We start from the raw sequence: 16,770 nt of genomic DNA on the forward strand, positions 1-16,770 counted from the left end.
GGTTCCGCTAGACTGGGTTTTTCTCTGTCCTGAGGAGCCGGGCCATGTCGAGCCTTGCCGCGCTGTACCGTTACCCGCTCAAATCGGCCATTGGCCAGTCGCTGCAGCAGTCGCCTGTGGATGGCCTGGGGCTGCTCGGCGATCGGCGCTGGATGCTGGTCGACGCCCAGAGCGGTCGGTTCCTCAGCCAGCGCGCAGACCCTCGCCTGGGGCAGTTGGGTACGCAAGTCGGTGAAGACGCAGGCCTGCGCCTGAGCGCAAGCGGATACCCTGAGCTGAACGTCGCGGTCCCGGAGTCAGGCGAACTGCGCGGAGTCACGCTGTGGAACGACAGCTTCCGCGTGCCCGACGCCGGCGAGGAAGCAGCGCGCTGGGTCAGTGATTTCGTCGGTAAGCCGACTCGGCTGGTGTACGTGCCTACCGAGCGCGCCCGTACCGTCAGCGCCGGTTACGGCGAGGGCGGCGACAAGGTGGCTTTTGCCGATGGCTTTCCACTGTTGTTGATCGGTCAGGGCTCGCTGGACGACCTGTCCGCACGGGTCGGACGGACGCTGGAGATGGCGCGGTTTCGGCCCAATCTGGTCGTCCAGGACAGCGCCGCCTTCGCCGAGGATGGCTGGAAGCGCATTCGCATCGGCGGCCTGGATTTTCGTGTGCTCAAGCCCTGCGCGCGCTGCATTCTGACCACGCTCGACCCGCACACCGGGGAGCGCAGTGCCGATCGCGAGCCCCTGGCAACCCTCAAGCGCTACCGCCAGCAGGACGGCCACGCCATGTTCGGCCAGAATCTGGTATGCGATGGCGCCGGCGTGCTGGAAGTGGGCATGCCGATCACCGTGCTCGAGTGACGGGCCGGCAGCCGGCGGGCTGCCAGGCTGGGCTCACTGGTCGTCGAAGAAGCGTTCGTGCCAGTCCACCACCGGCTGCGGCGCGTTGAGCTTCTCGCCATAGATGACCGCGTAGGACAGCACGTTCTGCACGTACTGGCGGGTTTCATCGAATGGAATGGACTCCACCCAGACATCGAAGCTCAGGTGATTCGCGCCTCTGAGCCACTGCCGTACGCGCCCGGGGCCCGCGTTGTAGGCGGCCGAGGCCAGTACCCGGTTACCGTTGAACTGGCTGTGTACCTGGCTCAGGTATGCAGCACCGAGCTGGATGTTGGTGTCGGGATCGAGTACCTGCTGGGGCGACGACAGCGGGATGCTGAACTTGCGCGAGGTTTCCTTGGCGGTGCCCGGCATCAACTGCATCAATCCCATGGCGCCGGCGCCGGAACGGGCGTCGTCCATGAAGGCGCTTTCCTGACGGGTGATGGCGAACACCCAGCTGGTGTGCAGGCCTCGCACATTGGCTTCGCGAATCAGGGTGTCGCGGTGGGCCATCGGGAAGCGGATGTCCAGGTCGTCCCAGTACTGCGCCTGGCTGATCGTGCGAATGGCCGGAAAGTACCAGCGCATGTCGTAGGCCAGCTTGGCCTGGGCGACCATCTCGTCGCGGTCGAAATGGCGGCTGACGTGATACCACTCGCGTCGCGCATCGACGATCTGGCCACGTGCGTAGAGCTCGAGCGAACGACGTACACCGGCGGTGTTGCGCACCTTGTTGACCAGCGCCTGGCTCATCACCAGCGGCTTGTTGTTGAGCGAGTAGGGCGCCTGGATGCGGTCGGCCGCCAGGAAGCCGTAGAAGTCGCGCTCCTTGGCCACCGCCTTGTACAGCGAAGGCACCTTGGCACTCTGCGGCTGGGCCAGCTCCAGGCTGCGCGCCTGCCAGTACTGCCAGCGGTTGGTCTTGGCCAGGTCCTTGGGTAGGCGGGTGGTCAGGTCGTAGGCGTCCTGCCAGCGGCCCAGGCGCAGCAGCAGGCGCAGGCGCCATTCGGTCACGGTGTCGTCGCGCAGCTCCGGATCGTAGCGAGTCATCAGCTCCAGCGCCCGCGGATCGTAGCGCCGCGCCAGGGTCAGGCCGATCTCGCGGGCGATGGCAACCTTCTCCTCGGCCGAGAAACGCATGCTGCTGGCATAGCTGTCGAGCATGCGCATGGCTTTTTCCGGGTCCTGACGGGCCAGGCGGCGCAGCCCCAGCCCGACCACGTCGGACATGGCTTCGTCGACCGGCATGAAACGCGCCGGTTGGTCGAGCAGTTCGGGTTTCTGCGCGACATCCAGCAGCAGTCGACCCTGGCTCGACAGGCTGGTCAGGCTTTGCACCAGGCTGGTGGCCAACGGGTAGTTGCGCTCCTGGGCTGCGAGCTTGGCGCGCTGCCAGCGCTTGTTCTCGGTCAGCTGGCCTTCGCTGGCCCAGCGCTGGAACAGCCCATCGCAGGCCGTGGGCAGCGATTTGCCGGTGAGCCACAGTTTGTCGGCATTGGCATAGCCTTCGGCGCGCAGCTGGCTGTTGCTCAGCTGGTACTGGCCGTACAGGCAGTCGAGCTCCTTGAAGTTGAGCTTGGGGTCGTAGTATTTGACGAACGGCGCCCACTCGCCGCGCTCGGCGAGCTGCCGCAGCCAGCGCAGTTTCATCCAGTTGGCCTGTGGCAGGTCGCCGTGCTTGGCGAGAAAGCCTTCGATCTCGGCGTTGCTGGCGCTGCGCAGGCGCGGGGTGAGCTCGTCGTAGGCCAGGTAGGCCTCCAGCGGGTAGTCCTGAAGCTCGGCGGCGTAGCGCATGTACGGGCCGCTGTCGCCCTTGGCCAGGGCGCGCTTGGCCTCGTCGTAGTATTGACGCTGCGTGGCCAGGTCGGCGGCCTGGACGTTGGCGACACTGGATGCAGAGAGGATGAGGCAGGACAACAAGCTGAACAGGCGACTGCGCATGAGACTTCCAGGCAGAAAAGACGTGACAAGTGTCGGCAGTGCCAGCACTAAAGAAGTGAGCCTAGCTTAGCCTCTAGGGCAGGCGCGATGAAAGCGTTCAGGATCATTCATTTTATTGCCGCCTTCGGTCTGCCAGGGCAAAAGTCGGTTAGAATGCGCGCCCGGTTTTTGGAGAAGCTCATGACCCTGCTCAAATTCAGCGATGTGTCCCTTGCATTCGGCGCGATGCCGTTGTTGGACAAGGTGTCCTGGCAGATCGCCCGTGGTGAGCGGGTGTGCATCATCGGCCGCAACGGCACTGGCAAATCCAGCATGCTGAAGCTGGTCAAGGGCGTGCAGAAACCCGACGACGGCGCCGTCTGGCGTGCGCCGGGGCTGAAGATCGGCGAGCTGCCGCAGGAACTGCCGGTGGCCGACGACCGGACCGTGTTCGACGTCGTTGCCGAGGGCCTGGACGGGGTCGGCGCGCTGCTGGCCGAGTACCACCACCTGAGCCAGAACATCGTCACCGACGAAGACCTGAACAAGCTCATGCATGTCCAGCAGGATCTCGAAGCCCGTGACGGCTGGCGCCTGCAGCAACTGGTCGACAGCACCTTGAGCCGCCTGCAGCTGCCTGCAGACAAGACCTTGAAGCAGTTGTCCGGTGGCTGGCGCCGCCGCGTCCTGCTGGCGCAGGCGCTGGTGTCCGAACCTGACCTGCTGCTGCTCGACGAACCGACCAACCACCTGGACATCGGCGCGATCGCCTGGCTCGAAGAAGCCCTCAAGGATTTCCAGGGGGCGGTGCTGTTCATTACCCACGACCGTTCCTTCCTGCAGAATCTGGCCACGCGCATTCTCGAGCTCGATCGCGGCGGCCTGATCGACTGGAACGGCGACTACGCCAGCTTCTTGGTGCACAAAGAGGCCATGCTGTCGGCCGAGGAAACCGCCAACGCGCTGTTCGACAAGCGCCTGGCCCAGGAAGAAGTGTGGATCCGCCAGGGCATCAAGGCCCGACGCACCCGCAACGAAGGCCGGGTGCGTGCGCTCAAGGCACTGCGTGTGGAGCGTGGCGAACGCCGCGAGCGCACCGGCAAGGCCAACATCCAGCTCGATACCGCAGACAAGTCCGGCAAGCAGGTGATGGTCCTCGACAACGTCAGCTTCGCCCATCCGGGTGGGCCGATGCTGATCAAGGATTTCTCCATGGTCCTGCAGCGCGAGGACCGTATCGGCTTGCTGGGGGCGAATGGTACCGGCAAGACCACGCTGCTCAAGCTGATGCTCGACAACCTGCAGCCCACCAACGGTTCGGTCGACGTCGGCACGCGCCTGGACGTCGCCTACTTCGACCAGTTGCGTCACCAGCTCGACCTGGAAAAGACCGTCATCGACAACGTTGCCGAGGGCCGCGATTTCATCGACATCGACGGTCAGAGCCGCCACGTGCTGAGCTACCTGGGCGACTTCCTGTTCAGCCCCCAGCGTGCACGCACGCCGGTCAAGGCCCTGTCGGGCGGTGAGCGCGCGCGCCTGTTGCTGGCCAAGCTGTTCAGCAAGCCGGCCAACCTGCTGGTGCTGGACGAACCGACCAACGACCTCGACGTCGAGACCCTCGAACTGCTTGAAGAAGTGCTGTCCGCCTTCAAGGGTACCGTGTTGATGGTCAGCCACGACCGGGCCTTCCTCGACAACGTGGTCACCAGCACGCTGGTGTTCGAAGGCGAGGGCAAGGTTCGCGAATACGTCGGTGGCTACCAGGACTGGATCCGCCAGGGCGGCTCGCCCAAGCTGCTCGGCGTGACCGAGAACAAGTCAGGCAAGGCCGAGCTCAACAGCGCCGTGGTCAAGGCCGCAGAGCCTGCACCTGTGGAAGCACCGGCGCCCGCCAAGAAGAAGCTCAGCTACAAGCTGCAGCGCGAGCTGGAAGCCCTGCCGGGCCAGATCGAAGCCAAGGAGCAGGAAATCGCTGCGCTGGAAGCCGAGATGGCCGATGCCGGGTTCTATCAGCGGCCTGCCGCGCAGACGGCGGAAGTGATGGCGAAGCTGGAAGCCTCGCAGGCCGAGCTGGAAGTCATGGTCGAGCGCTGGGCCGAACTCGACGCCTGAGCTCTCGACTCTGGAATCATCAGCGAGGCCGCAGCTGCTGCTCGGCCCCGCTGATGATCCTTATTCGGCGCGCTTGACCAGGCGCACCGCCAAAACGTCGCACGGCGCTCCGTGCAACACGTCGTTGGCCGTCGAACCAAGCAGCAATGCCAGGCCATGACGGCCATGACTGCCGACCACCACCAGGTCGCATTCCGATTTCTTCGCCAGGTTGTGAATCTCCTGACGCGGCTGGCCGTAGGTCAGGTGGCAGTCGCCGACGACAAGGTCCGGGTACTTGACCTTCAGCGTTTCCAGGCGCTCCTTGGCCTGATCGAACTGCTGCTGCTGCAACTGCGAGAGGTCCATCGGCACGTCCCCGCCGAAAGCCATGGCCATGGGTTCGACGATGTGCACCAGCGAGAGCTTGGCGCCGTTGCTGACCGCCAGCTCCCGGGCCCGCTTGATGACCGGGTCACACTCCTCGGTGAGGTCGACGGCGACCAGAATGTGTTGGTAGGGCATGAGAAGCACTCCTGACGATTGCGATAGCTTGAGTATGGACTGTTTAGGCGGGGCGCAACATGAACAACCCTCGCCGATCTATTTGAAACGCTTAGCGGGTGTACTCTTTATGACGGTGTGGATAGTCGTGTCAATCCTTGCGCTGATTCTCAGCCCCATGGTATGGCTGCGGCCGTCGCGCAGCCAGAGCGGCCGCATGGCCGTGCGCCTGCAGGCGCGGCGGATGGGCCTGGCCATGCAGTTGGCTCCCCAGCAGTGGCCGCACTGGCTCAGCGTCGAGCCACCCGACCCCTGCGCGCAATACCATCGGCCACGCCGCAAGGGCAGGGTCGACAGCTGGAGCTACTGGCAGATCGAGCCGGGGGTCTGGTGCAACCAGTGGCGCGAAGCCTGTATCGATCCGCTGCTGCTGCCTCACCTGGCCACGTTGCCCGCCGACGTCTACAAGCTCGAAGCCGGGTCGCAGATGCTCGCGTTGTACTGGGGCGAAAAGGGTGACGAAAAGGTGCTTCAGGATATTGCAAAGGTCCTGCAAGCACTGGCTTGATCGTTGTCTCGAGCTATCGTCATATGCCTGCGGCAGGCTGTCGCAGGTGCGCGTTTCTGCGCATTCCAGAAATGACCGCAAAGTCGCGTTTTCTCGCGGCTGGCGCGGCATTTGACAATCGCCCGCAATTCCGTGAATGTACACGCAGCCCAATCAAACGGGCGTATGAATCGAGCGTTTTTCAGTCACGCTCCAGCACTATCCCGACTACCGCGCTGACGGGTATGCCTGGCTACAGAGAGCGGCGGCCATGTATCGCCCCCTTTTATCCAGCGTCAGGCGTGTACTGTTCAGCTTCCATATCGTGGAGATCAGTGGATGATTTACGAAGGTAAAGCCATCACGGTGAAGGCTCTTGAAAGCGGCATCGTCGAACTGCGGTTCGACCTCAAGGGCGAGTCCGTCAACAAATTCAACCGCCTCACGCTCGAAGAGCTGCGCGAAGCGATCGCGGCAATCAAGGCCGACGCTTCGATCAAGGGCGTGATCGTCGCCAGTGGCAAGGACGTCTTCATCGTCGGTGCGGACATCACCGAATTCGTCGAGAATTTCAAGTTGCCCGAAGCCGAGCTGGTCGCGGGCAACCTGCAGGCCAATCGCATCTTCAGCGACTTCGAGGACCTCGAAGTGCCGACGGTCGCCGCCATCAACGGCATCGCCCTGGGCGGCGGCCTGGAAATGTGCCTGGCTGCCGACTACCGGGTCATGTCCAGCGAAGCGAAGATCGGCCTGCCCGAGGTCAAGCTGGGCATCTACCCAGGTTTCGGCGGCACGGTGCGCCTGCCGCGCATCATCGGCGCCGACAATGCCATCGAGTGGATTGCGTCGGGCAAGGAAAACGGCGCCGACGATGCGCTCAAGGTGGGTGCGGTCGATGCGGTGGTGGCGCCGGACAAGCTGGCGGCCGCCGCGCTAGACCTGCTCCAGCGCGCCATCAGCGGCGAGTTCGATCACAAGGCCAAGCGCCAGCCCAAGTTGGTCAAGCTCAGGCTCAACGCCATCGAACAGATGATGGCGTTCGAAACCGCCAAGGGCTTCGTCGCCGGCCAGGCCGGGCCCAACTATCCGGCGCCGGTCGAGGCCATCAAGACCATCCAGAAAGCAGCCAGTTTCGGTCGCGAGAAAGCCCTCGAAATCGAAGCCGCCGGCTTCGCCAAGATGGCCAAGACCTCGGCTGCGCAAAGCCTCATCGGCCTGTTCCTCAACGATCAGGAGCTCAAGCGCAAGGCCCGTGGCTACGACAAGGTGGCACGCGATGTGAGTCAGGCGGCCGTGCTGGGCGCTGGCATCATGGGCGGTGGCATCGCCTATCAGTCGGCGCTCAAAGGCACGCCGATCCTGATGAAGGACATCAACGAGAAGGGCATCGAACAGGGCCTGGCCGAGGCGTCCAAGCTGCTCGGCGCGCGCGTCGAAAAAGGTCGCCTGACCCCGGCGAAGATGGCCGAAGCGCTCAACGACATTCGTCCCACGCTGTCCTACGGCGATTTCGGTCATGTCGACATCGTCGTCGAAGCGGTGGTGGAAAACCCCAAGGTCAAGCAGGCAGTGCTGGCCGAAGTCGAGGCGCAGGTCAAGGACGACACCATTCTGGCGTCCAACACGTCGACCATTTCCATCAACCTGCTGGCCCTGGCGCTCAAGCGTCCGGAAAACTTCGTCGGCATGCACTTCTTCAACCCGGTGCACATGATGCCGCTGGTCGAAGTGATCCGTGGCGAGAAGTCCAGTGAGGTTGCCGTGGCGACCACCGTGGCCTATGCCCGCAAGATGGGCAAGAACCCCATCGTGGTCAACGATTGCCCCGGCTTCCTGGTGAACCGCGTACTGTTCCCGTACTTCGGCGGCTTCGCCCGGCTGGTCAGCGCCGGTGTCGATTTCGTGCGCATCGACAAGGTCATGGAGAAATTCGGCTGGCCCATGGGCCCGGCCTACCTGATGGACGTGGTCGGCATCGACACCGGCCATCATGGCCGTGACGTGATGGCCGAAGGCTTCCCGGATCGCATGAAAGACGAGCGTCGCTCCGCCATCGACGCGCTGTACGATGCCAACCGCCTGGGGCAGAAGAACGGCAAGGGCTTCTATGCCTACGAAACCGACAAGCGCGGCAAGCCGAAGAAGGTGGCCGATCCTGCGGCGCTGGACGTGCTCAAGCCGGTGATCTACGAACAGCGCGAGGTCTCCGATGAGGACATCGTCAACTGGATGATGATCCCGCTGTGCCTGGAAACCGTACGCTGCCTGGAAGACGGCATCGTCGAAACCGCGGCCGAGGCCGACATGGGCCTGGTCTATGGCATCGGTTTTCCTCCGTTCCGCGGCGGGGCGCTGCGCTACATCGATTCGCTGGGCGTGGCCGAATTCGTGGAACTGGCCGACCGCTACGCCGAACTGGGTCCGCTGTACCAGCCTACGCAGAAGCTTCGTGAAATGGCGCGTGCTGGCCAGACCTTCTTCGGGCAAGCGGCCAACATACAGAACAAGGGTGAATGACTGATGAGCTTGAATCCTAGAGACGTGGTGATCGTCGACTTCGGTCGCACCCCCATGGGCCGTTCCAAAGGCGGCATGCACCGCAACACCCGCGCCGAGGACATGTCGGCGCACCTGATCAGCAAGCTGCTGGAACGCAATGCCAAGGTCGATCCGGCCGAAGTCGAGGACGTGATCTGGGGCTGCGTCAACCAGACCCTGGAACAGGGCTGGAACATCGCCCGCATGGCGTCGCTGATGACGCAGATCCCGCACACTGCGGCCGGCCAGACCGTCAGCCGGTTGTGCGGCTCGTCCATGAGCGCGCTGCACACGGCCGCCCAGGCGATCATGACCGGCAACGGCGACGTGTTCGTGGTCGGCGGCGTCGAGCACATGGGCCATGTCGGCATGATGCACGGCGTGGATCCGAACCCGCACATGTCGCTGTACGCCGCGAAAGCCTCGGGCATGATGGGGCTTACCGCCGAGATGCTCGGTAAAATGCACGGCATCACTCGCGAACAGCAGGATGCCTTCGGCGTGCGCTCGCACCAGTTGGCCCACCAGGCCACGGTCCAGGGCAAGTTCAAGGACGAGATCATCCCGATGCAGGGTTGCGACGAAAATGGCTTCATCAAGGTCTTCGACTACGATGAAACGATTCGCCCCGACACCACCCTGGAAAGCCTTGCGGCGCTCAAGCCTGCCTTCAACCCGAAGGGCGGTACGGTCACGGCCGGTACTTCGTCGCAGATCACCGACGGTGCCTCGTGCATGATCGTGATGTCGGCGCAGCGCGCCCAGGACCTGGGCATCACGCCATTGGCGGTAATCCGCTCCATGGCAGTGGCCGGCGTCGACCCCGCGATCATGGGCTACGGGCCGGTTCCGGCCACCCAGAAAGCGCTCAAGCGCGCAGGTCTGGGCATTGCCGACATCGACTTCATCGAACTCAACGAAGCCTTCGCCGCACAGGCCCTGCCTGTGCTGAAGGATCTGAAAGTGCTCGACAAGATGAACGAGAAGGTTAACCTGCATGGCGGCGCGATCGCCCTGGGGCATCCTTTTGGCTGTTCAGGCGCACGAATTTCCGGCACTTTGCTCAATGTCATGAAGCAGAATGGCGGCACTTTCGGCCTGTCCACCATGTGTGTAGGCCTGGGGCAGGGCATCACCACGGTCTTCGAGCGCGTCTAGTCCTGACGAGCGAGTCGAACGAACCGGGGCCCAGTGTCCCGGTTTTGTTTTTTCCCGGTTCATTCGAAAAAGTATTTCAAGCGAGGCGCAACATGCATATACAACCAGGGCTCTATCGTCATTACAAAGGCCCCGAGTATCGTGTCTACGGCGTCGCGCGCAGTTCCGAGGACGAACAGGAAGTGGTGTTCTACCAGGCGCTGTACGGTGAATTCGGCCTCTGGGTGCGCCCGCTGAGCATGTTCCTGGAGTCGGTCGAGGTTGACGGCGAGAGCGTCCCGCGCTTTGCTTTGGTGAAGGCCGAACCCAGCCTGTTTTCCGTTCCGCAGGCGCCGACCGCTTGAACCTCGGCGCTTGACCTCACGTTCTCACCACTATATATAGCGGGGCCTCGCAAGGCGCCGCATGCCTTTCATTTCAAGTATTCAGGAATTTTCCGATCCATGGGCAAATCGCTGGTCATTGTGGAATCCCCGGCTAAGGCCAAGACCATCAACAAGTATCTGGGTGACCAGTACGTGGTGAAGTCGAGTATCGGCCATATCCGAGACTTGCCCACCAGCGGTTCGGCGAGCGCCAGCAAGGAGCCGGCCGCCAAGCGCGGCAAGGCTGCGGCTGCCGACGCGCCGGCGCTGTCGCCCAAGGAAAAGGCCCGCAAGCAGTTGGTGGCACGCATGGGCGTCGATCCGGACCAGGGCTGGAAGGCCAAGTACGAGATCCTCCCCGGCAAGGAAAAGGTCATCGAGGAACTGCGCCGGCTGGCCAAGGACGCCGACACCATCTATCTGGCGACGGACTTGGACCGCGAGGGGGAAGCCATTGCCTGGCACCTGCGCGAAGCCATCGGTGGCGATGACAGCCGCTACAAGCGCGTGGTGTTCAACGAGATCACCAAGAAGGCCATCCAGGAAGCTTTCTCTCGCCCCGGCGAGCTGGACATCGACCGTGTCAACGCCCAGCAGGCGCGGCGTTTCCTCGACCGCGTGGTTGGCTACATGGTGTCGCCGCTGCTCTGGCAGAAGATCGCCCGCGGGTTGTCCGCTGGTCGCGTGCAGTCTGTCGCGGTGAAGCTGGTGGTCGAGCGTGAGCGTGAAATCCGCGCGTTCAACCCCGAGGAATACTGGGAAGTGCACGCCGACCTGGCGTCGGCCAAGGCCGCCAAGGTGCGTTTCGAAGTGGCTCGCGAGAACGGCGAAGCCTTCAAGCCCCTGAACGAAGCCCACGCCATGGCCGCGCTGGCCAAGCTCAAGGATGCCAGCTACAGCATCGTCAAGCGCGAAGACAAGCCGACCAGCAGCAAGCCGTCGGCCCCGTTCATTACTTCCACGCTGCAGCAGGCCGCGAGCAACCGCCTGGGCTACGGCGTAAAGAAGACCATGATGATGGCGCAGCGCTTGTACGAGGCCGGCTACATTACCTATATGCGTACCGACTCGACCAATCTGTCGGTCGACGCCGTGGAGATGGCCCGCGCCTACATCGAGAACGAGTTCGGCAAGAAGTACCTGCCGGAAGCACCGATGGTGTACGGCAGCAAGCAGGGCGCCCAGGAAGCACACGAAGCCATTCGCCCATCGGACGTGAACACTCATCCGAGCAAGCTGAACGGCATGGAACGCGATGCCGAGCGCCTCTATGAATTGATCTGGCGCCAGTTCCTCGCGTGCCAGATGCCGCCTGCCCAGTACCTGTCGACCACCGTCACGGTGGCAGCGGGTGATTTCGAGCTGCGCGCCAAGGGCCGTATCCTCAAGTTCGACGGCTACACTCGCGTGCTGCCGCAGATGAGCAAGCCGGGCGACGACGACGTGCTGCCGGAAATGAACCAGGGTGAGCAGCTCAAGTTGCTGCACCTGGACCCTACCCAGCACTTCACCAAGCCGCCTGCGCGCTATTCCGAAGCGAGCCTGGTCAAGGAGATGGAAAAACGCGGCATCGGTCGTCCGTCGACCTACGCGGCGATCATCTCGACCATCCAGGACCGTGGTTACGTGGCGCTGCACAACCGTCGCTTCTACTCGGAAAAGATGGGCGACATCGTCACCGAGCGGCTGTCCGAAAGCTTCTCCAACCTCATGGACTACGGCTTTACCGCCGGCATGGAAGAGAACCTCGATGACGTGGCGCACGGCGAGCGCGACTGGAAGAACGTTCTCGACGAGTTCTACGGTGACTTCAAGGGCAAGCTGGACGTTGCGGGTGCGGCCGACAGCGGCATGCGCGCCAACCTGCCGACCCTGACCAACATCGCCTGCCGCGAATGCGGTCGGCCGATGATGATCCGCACCGCATCCACCGGGGTGTTCCTGGGCTGTTCGGGCTATGCGCTGCCACCCAAGGAGCGCTGCAAGGCCACCATCAACCTGATTCCGGGTGATGAGATAGCGGCCGACGACGAGGGCGAGTCCGAGTCGCAGATTCTGCGCGGCAAGCACCGCTGCCCGGTCTGTGCGACCGCCATGGACGCGTACTTGCTGGATGAGAAGCGCAAGCTGCACATCTGCGGGAACAACCCCGACTGCCCGGGCTACGAGATCGAAGAGGGCAACTACCGCATCAAGGGCTACGAAGGGCCGAGCCTGGAGTGCGACAAGTGCGGCAGCGAGATGCAGTTGAAAACCGGCCGTTTCGGCAAGTTCTTCGGCTGCACCAATCCGGAGTGCAAGAACACCCGCAAGCTGCTCAAGAGTGGCGAAGCGGCGCCGCCCAAGATGGACGCGGTGAAGATGCCCGAACTCAAGTGCGAGAAGGTCAACGATACCTACGTGCTGCGCGATGGCGCATCCGGTCTGTTCCTGGCGGCCAGCCAGTTTCCGAAGAACCGCGAAACCCGCGCCCCGTTGGTGCTCGAGATCATCCCGCACAAGGATGAGATCGATCCCAAGTACAGCTTCCTGTTCGACGCGCCGATCAAGGACCCGGACGGCCGTCCTACCGTGATTCGCTACAGCCGCAAGACCAAGGAGCAGTACGTGCAGAGCGAGGTCGAGGGCAAACCTACCGGTTGGAAGGCGTTCTACGACGGCAAGACGTGGAAGGTCGAAGACAAGCGCTGAAGCGCTAGCAGCACCAAGGCCGCACCGTCCCCAGGGCTGTGCGGCCTTTTCATTTGTGGCTTGCACTGGCTGGGCAGGTTCCCGACACTGTGGCAGTCGAGTGTTCACTGCGGAGATCGCCAGCATGGCCTATGAGCTCTATACCCGTACCAACCAGAAAATCTATTTCGCCGGGCTGGCGCTGGAAGCCATGGGCAAGGCCGAACTGGGCCAGGCCATCAATGCGCAGGCTCAGCTGCAGGCGCAGCGCGAATCCGCGCTGTTCCACCTGTACGGTGCATTGTTGGGGCTGTGTCACGAGATCGCTGGTTATTACCGCCTGCCTCAGGCCGGCACTGCCCGTGCGGAAAACCTGCTGACCCCGCAAGCGCTCGACGGCACGTCCATTCCCGAGCTGGCGGAGTTGGTGGAGCTGGCCCAGCATTCGCATACCTGGCTGGCGCAACTGCTTGCGGCGCACAGCGCGCTGTTCGTGCCGCCCAAGGCGCCCAAAAAGCCCAAGGGCGATGTGACCCAGCCACTCATCCAGGCAGTCAATCTGGATGAAGTCGAAGAGCAGGAACTCAGCCGCGAGGTGCTCGAAAGCTGGCGTCAGCAGCTCAAGGGCCTGACCGTTCGTTTCCGCGAAGGGCTGAGTGAGTGCTGATTTGCACTGGCACTGCTACAATGCCCGCCTTTCGTGGAGAACATGTCCTTATGCCAACGTCCTTTCTTGAGATTGTCGAGCTGCCTGACGGCCGCATCGAGTTGCGTCGTGCCGAGGACGAAGGTTCGCTGGTGACGCTGAATTTTTCCGAAGATGCCAAGGCATTCCTGCAGGGCCAGCACGTGGAAGTGGCCAAGGCCATGCTCAGTGTCGGTGTGCAGATGGCCGGCAAGCTGGTGGAAGGCGAAATCGACAAGGACGACGGGCCGCACGTCCTGCACTGATCCTGCCACGCAGCGAGCGCCTTGCGCTGGCCTTGGCGGGCAGTATCGTTTGACCGCAGGTATCACCCCAAACGGATGTTCAGGCTCTGCGCGCTGCCCTGGCGCGCCGCTGCCATCAATTGCTGCCTCGCCACGGAGGGCAGTGGGTTGAGCCAGCTCACCACGGTATGGCTGCGCCCCAGGCGCAGCGCTTCGCACGCCAACTGCTGGGCGCTTTGCATACCGCGCGGCTGCAGCAGCAATATGCGTTCGCGATTGAGCCCTGCATCGCGCAGCCAGGCCTGCGTCAGGCTTGCCGGCGGAGCGATCAGCGTCAACCAGCGCGCGTCCTGCTCTTCGCTCAATTCCCGCAGCATGGGTGCCAGCAGGTTCAGGCAGTTCCCCGCGGCACCACGCAGAGACATCTCGCTGAATACATCCGGATCGGCGACAGTCCAGGGCGATTCTACGGCCTCCTTGAACAGCGGCGTCACCGGTGCAGCCATGAATGCTTCGAACAGCGACATTTGTGCTTGTTGGGGTGACAGGGGAAACTGCATGATGCCTCCTTATCGACGAATGACGCCGACGCTCAGACCTTCAATGACCAGATCCTGATCCTTGAGGTCGACTTCAATGGGTGCGAAGTCGGGGTTTTCCGCAACCAGGAAAACCTTGTTGCCTTCGCGCTGGAACCGCTTCACGGTGACTTCGTCGCCGATGCGCGCCACCACGATCTGCCCGTTGCGGACTTCGCGGCAGGTGTGCACGGCCAGCAGGTCACCGTCGAGAATGCCGACGTCACGCATGCTCATGCCCTGTACGCGCAGGAGGTAGTCGGCGCGAGGATGGAAGAAGCCCGGGTTGATCTTGCAGGACTCTTCGATGTGTTCCTGCGCCAGAATCGGCGCACCTGCAGCAACGCGCCCGACGACTGGCAGGCTGGCGTCGTCGTTGCGGGCTTCGGAGCCGGGGATGCGAATGCCGCGCGAGGCGCCCGGGGTCATTTCGATGGCGCCTTTTCGCGCCAGTGCCTTGAGGTGTTCCTCGGCCGCGTTGGGTGACTTGAACCCCAGTTCCTGAGCAATTTCCGCACGGGTAGGTGGAAAGCCATTGTCGTCAAGGCAGCGCTTGATGAAGGCCAGAATTTCAGCTTGGCGTGGCGTCAATTTCAACATGTCGATGGCTCTGTCTTTTTGTACAGTGACTGGGATTATATACAGTAGATGGCCCTTGGCAATACCGTTTTCCGGGCGCGTCGCCTGCCGAAGTTCGCATGCTGCGCTAAGGCGATGAATTTGTATGCTTTAATACGTGACCGCATGGCCACGAAAAGCCTGTATGGACTTGACAGTCACGCACTTTGAAACGTATGTTTCAAACAAGTGTTTGTCAGGCGGAGTTGCCATGGCCCAGTCGGAAACCGTTGAACGCATCCTCGATGCCGCCGAACAGCTTTTTGCAGAGAAAGGCTTCGCGGAAACCTCGCTGCGCCTGATCACCAGCAAGGCTGGGGTCAACCTGGCGGCGGTGAACTACCACTTCGGTTCGAAGAAAGCGCTCATCCAGGCGGTATTCTCCAGATTTCTCGGGCCTTTCTGTGCCAGCCTCGACCGCGAGCTGGAACGGCGGCAGACCAGCGCGATGCCCAAGGCCAGCCTCGAAGAGCTGCTGGAAATCCTGGTAGAGCAGGCGCTCGTGGTCCAGCCGCGCAGCGGCAACGATCTCTCCATCTTCATGCGTTTGCTGGGCCTGGCCTTCAGCCAGAGCCAGGGTCACTTGCGCCGTTACCTGGAGGACATGTACGGCAAGGTCTTTCGTCGCTACATGCTGCTGGTCAACGAAGCCGCACCGCGCATTCCCCCCCTCGAGTTGTTCTGGCGCGTGCATTTCATGCTGGGCGCTGCCGCCTTCAGCATGTCCGGGATCAAGGCACTGCGTGCCATCGCGGAAACCGACTTCGGCGTCGATACCTCGATCGAACAGGTAATGCGCTTGATGGTGCCGTTCCTCGCTGCAGGCATGCGCGCGCAGAGTGCGGTGACCGACCAGGCCATGGCCGCCGCTCAATTGCGGCCACGCAGCAAGAGCGCCCCGGCGGTTGCCAAGGCCTGACGTGTGCCCGGTCGCCCTCCAGATCCCTCTCTACAAGGAAAATCCATGAGCGCTCGTCTGCAAGGCTCCCTGATGGTCGACGTCGCCGGTACCTGGCTCAGCGCAGAGGACCGCCATCTGCTGCGCCAGCCCGAAGTGGCCGGGTTGATCATTTTCGCGCGCAACATCGAGCATCCGCGTCAGGTACGCGAGTTGACCGCCGCCATCCGCGCGGTGCGGCCCGACCTGATCCTGGCGGTGGACCAGGAGGGTGGACGCGTGCAACGGCTACGCCAGGGCTTCGTGCGTCTGCCGGCCATGCGCGAGCTGGCCTACCACGCGGATGCGGCCGTCCTGGCCGAGCACTGCGGCTGGTTGATGGCCGCCGAAGTACTGGCGGCTGGGCTGGACCTCAGTTTTGCGCCGGTGCTGGACCTGGATCACGGGCACAGCGCCGTGGTCGGCACCCGCGCGTTCGAAGGCGATCCCGAGCGGGCCACGCTGCTGGCGGGCGCGTTCATCCGTGGCATGAATGCGGCAGGCATGGCGGCATGCGGCAAGCATTTTCCCGGTCACGGCTGGGCGGAAGCCGATTCTCACGTGGCAATTCCCACCGACGAGCGCAGCCTCGAGCAGATTCGCGCCTGCGATCTGGTGCCATTCGCGCGGCTGGCGGGCAAGCTGGCGGCGGTCATGCCGGCCCATGTCATCTACCCCCAGGTAGACAGCAACCCAGCCGGCTTTTCGCGCCGTTGGCTGCAGGACATATTGCGCGGCGAGCTGGGCTTCGAAGGGGTGATCTTCAGCGACGACTTGTCGATGGCCGGCGCCCATGTGGTCGGCGACGCCGCCAGCCGTATCGAGGCGGCCCTTGGCGCTGGTTGCGACATGGGCCTGGTGTGCAACGACCGGGCGGCGGCCGAGCTGGCTTTGAGCGCGGCGCAGCGCCTGGGCGTGCAGCCCTCGCCACGGATCGCCGCCATGCGCGGGCGGAGCCACGCCGACGTCGAGTACCGCCGGCATCCGCGTTGGCAGCAGGCGACAGCGGCATTGCGCAGCGCCGGCCTGATCGACTGAG

Annotated in this window: 15 protein-coding genes; 11 read left to right on the forward strand and 4 right to left on the reverse strand. The window is 63.2% G+C overall.

What is annotated here, in order from left to right; genetic code table 11:
• The first annotated feature begins 44 nt into the window (after positions 1-44).
• Entirely contained in the window at positions 45-848 is an 804-nt protein-coding gene (locus IFT75_RS07980; RefSeq protein WP_185793712.1) for an MOSC domain-containing protein, read from the forward strand.
• Positions 849-881: 33 nt separating this feature from the next.
• Here IFT75_RS07980 and IFT75_RS07985 read toward each other — a convergent pair whose 3' ends face one another.
• Positions 882-2,813, reverse strand: a complete 1,932-nt coding sequence (locus IFT75_RS07985; RefSeq protein ID WP_122478804.1) for a transglycosylase SLT domain-containing protein — start codon at positions 2,811-2,813, stop codon at positions 882-884.
• 180 nt (positions 2,814-2,993) lie between these two features.
• Between IFT75_RS07985 and IFT75_RS07990 the strand changes: the two genes are divergently transcribed.
• Positions 2,994-4,907, forward strand: a complete 1,914-nt coding sequence (locus tag IFT75_RS07990) for an ATP-binding cassette domain-containing protein (protein WP_122478802.1) — start codon at positions 2,994-2,996, stop codon at positions 4,905-4,907.
• A gap of 60 nt (positions 4,908-4,967) precedes the next feature.
• On the opposite strand, the gene IFT75_RS07995 is transcribed toward IFT75_RS07990, so the two are convergent.
• A complete protein-coding gene (locus IFT75_RS07995; protein ID WP_043188257.1) occupies positions 4,968-5,411 on the reverse strand; it encodes a universal stress protein in 444 nt (147 codons plus the stop codon).
• 109 nt (positions 5,412-5,520) lie between these two features.
• Between IFT75_RS07995 and IFT75_RS08000 the strand changes: the two genes are divergently transcribed.
• The 7 genes from IFT75_RS08000 to IFT75_RS08030 all read left to right on the forward strand — a co-directional run bounded on the left by IFT75_RS08000 (position 5,521) and on the right by IFT75_RS08030 (position 13,619).
• Complete coding sequence (locus IFT75_RS08000; RefSeq protein WP_192054161.1) at positions 5,521-5,958, forward strand: hypothetical protein; 438 nt, start codon at positions 5,521-5,523, stop codon at positions 5,956-5,958.
• A 318-nt stretch (positions 5,959-6,276) separates the two neighbouring features.
• Positions 6,277-8,454: a fatty acid oxidation complex subunit alpha FadB gene (gene fadB / locus IFT75_RS08005; protein WP_192054163.1), complete on the forward strand. Its 2,178-nt coding sequence runs from the start codon at positions 6,277-6,279 to the stop codon at positions 8,452-8,454.
• Positions 8,455-8,457: 3 nt separating this feature from the next.
• The gene (fadA, locus tag IFT75_RS08010) at positions 8,458-9,633 is read left to right on the forward strand and encodes an acetyl-CoA C-acyltransferase FadA (RefSeq protein ID WP_043188265.1); all 1,176 of its coding nucleotides are present in this window, start codon (positions 8,458-8,460) and stop codon (positions 9,631-9,633) included.
• A gap of 92 nt (positions 9,634-9,725) precedes the next feature.
• Positions 9,726-9,977: a DUF1653 domain-containing protein gene (locus IFT75_RS08015; protein WP_122478796.1), complete on the forward strand. Its 252-nt coding sequence runs from the start codon at positions 9,726-9,728 to the stop codon at positions 9,975-9,977.
• Between the two features lie 99 nt (positions 9,978-10,076).
• Positions 10,077-12,689: a type I DNA topoisomerase gene (topA, locus tag IFT75_RS08020; RefSeq protein ID WP_192054165.1), complete on the forward strand. Its 2,613-nt coding sequence runs from the start codon at positions 10,077-10,079 to the stop codon at positions 12,687-12,689.
• 124 nt (positions 12,690-12,813) lie between these two features.
• Entirely contained in the window at positions 12,814-13,335 is a 522-nt protein-coding gene (locus IFT75_RS08025) for a DUF6586 family protein (RefSeq protein WP_122479691.1), read from the forward strand.
• Between the two features lie 50 nt (positions 13,336-13,385).
• The gene (locus tag IFT75_RS08030; RefSeq protein ID WP_163007598.1) at positions 13,386-13,619 is read left to right on the forward strand and encodes a hypothetical protein; all 234 of its coding nucleotides are present in this window, start codon (positions 13,386-13,388) and stop codon (positions 13,617-13,619) included.
• A gap of 62 nt (positions 13,620-13,681) precedes the next feature.
• Here IFT75_RS08030 and sulA read toward each other — a convergent pair whose 3' ends face one another.
• Together sulA and lexA are read right to left on the reverse strand one after the other, a co-directional pair.
• A complete protein-coding gene (gene sulA, locus IFT75_RS08035; protein WP_122478790.1) occupies positions 13,682-14,158 on the reverse strand; it encodes an SOS-induced cell division inhibitor SulA in 477 nt (158 codons plus the stop codon).
• A gap of 9 nt (positions 14,159-14,167) precedes the next feature.
• Positions 14,168-14,776: a transcriptional repressor LexA gene (lexA, locus tag IFT75_RS08040; protein WP_043188277.1), complete on the reverse strand. Its 609-nt coding sequence runs from the start codon at positions 14,774-14,776 to the stop codon at positions 14,168-14,170.
• Positions 14,777-15,005: 229 nt separating this feature from the next.
• Here lexA and IFT75_RS08045 point away from each other — a divergent pair, with 229 nt between their 5' ends.
• Both IFT75_RS08045 and nagZ read left to right on the forward strand, forming a co-directional pair.
• Positions 15,006-15,713, forward strand: coding sequence for a TetR/AcrR family transcriptional regulator (locus IFT75_RS08045; RefSeq protein WP_122478788.1), 708 nt, complete (start codon positions 15,006-15,008; stop codon positions 15,711-15,713).
• Positions 15,714-15,758: 45 nt separating this feature from the next.
• Positions 15,759-16,769: a beta-N-acetylhexosaminidase gene (nagZ, locus tag IFT75_RS08050; RefSeq protein ID WP_192054167.1), complete on the forward strand. Its 1,011-nt coding sequence runs from the start codon at positions 15,759-15,761 to the stop codon at positions 16,767-16,769.
• Position 16,770: the final 1 nt, after the last annotated feature.

The sequence above is a fragment of the Pseudomonas sp. CFBP 8758 genome, from assembly GCF_014841725.1.
GTDB classification, from domain to species: domain Bacteria; phylum Pseudomonadota; class Gammaproteobacteria; order Pseudomonadales; family Pseudomonadaceae; genus Aquipseudomonas; species Aquipseudomonas baltica.

Coding starts and splice junctions, on each gene's coding strand:
- sulA (WP_122478790.1), bottom strand. CDS start 14,158: ATGCAGTTTCCCCTGTCACCCCAACAAGCACAAATGTCGCTGTTCGAA.
- fadA (WP_043188265.1), top strand. CDS start 8,458: ATGAGCTTGAATCCTAGAGACGTGGTGATCGTCGACTTCGGTCGCACC.
- topA (WP_192054165.1), top strand. CDS start 10,077: ATGGGCAAATCGCTGGTCATTGTGGAATCCCCGGCTAAGGCCAAGACC.
- IFT75_RS08030 (WP_163007598.1), top strand. CDS start 13,386: ATGCCAACGTCCTTTCTTGAGATTGTCGAGCTGCCTGACGGCCGCATC.
- IFT75_RS07980 (WP_185793712.1), top strand. CDS start 45: ATGTCGAGCCTTGCCGCGCTGTACCGTTACCCGCTCAAATCGGCCATT.
- nagZ (WP_192054167.1), top strand. CDS start 15,759: ATGAGCGCTCGTCTGCAAGGCTCCCTGATGGTCGACGTCGCCGGTACC.
- IFT75_RS08015 (WP_122478796.1), top strand. CDS start 9,726: ATGCATATACAACCAGGGCTCTATCGTCATTACAAAGGCCCCGAGTAT.
- IFT75_RS07990 (WP_122478802.1), top strand. CDS start 2,994: ATGACCCTGCTCAAATTCAGCGATGTGTCCCTTGCATTCGGCGCGATG.
- IFT75_RS08000 (WP_192054161.1), top strand. CDS start 5,521: ATGACGGTGTGGATAGTCGTGTCAATCCTTGCGCTGATTCTCAGCCCC.
- IFT75_RS08045 (WP_122478788.1), top strand. CDS start 15,006: ATGGCCCAGTCGGAAACCGTTGAACGCATCCTCGATGCCGCCGAACAG.
- lexA (WP_043188277.1), bottom strand. CDS start 14,776: ATGTTGAAATTGACGCCACGCCAAGCTGAAATTCTGGCCTTCATCAAG.
- IFT75_RS07985 (WP_122478804.1), bottom strand. CDS start 2,813: ATGCGCAGTCGCCTGTTCAGCTTGTTGTCCTGCCTCATCCTCTCTGCA.
- fadB (WP_192054163.1), top strand. CDS start 6,277: ATGATTTACGAAGGTAAAGCCATCACGGTGAAGGCTCTTGAAAGCGGC.
- IFT75_RS07995 (WP_043188257.1), bottom strand. CDS start 5,411: ATGCCCTACCAACACATTCTGGTCGCCGTCGACCTCACCGAGGAGTGT.
- IFT75_RS08025 (WP_122479691.1), top strand. CDS start 12,814: ATGGCCTATGAGCTCTATACCCGTACCAACCAGAAAATCTATTTCGCC.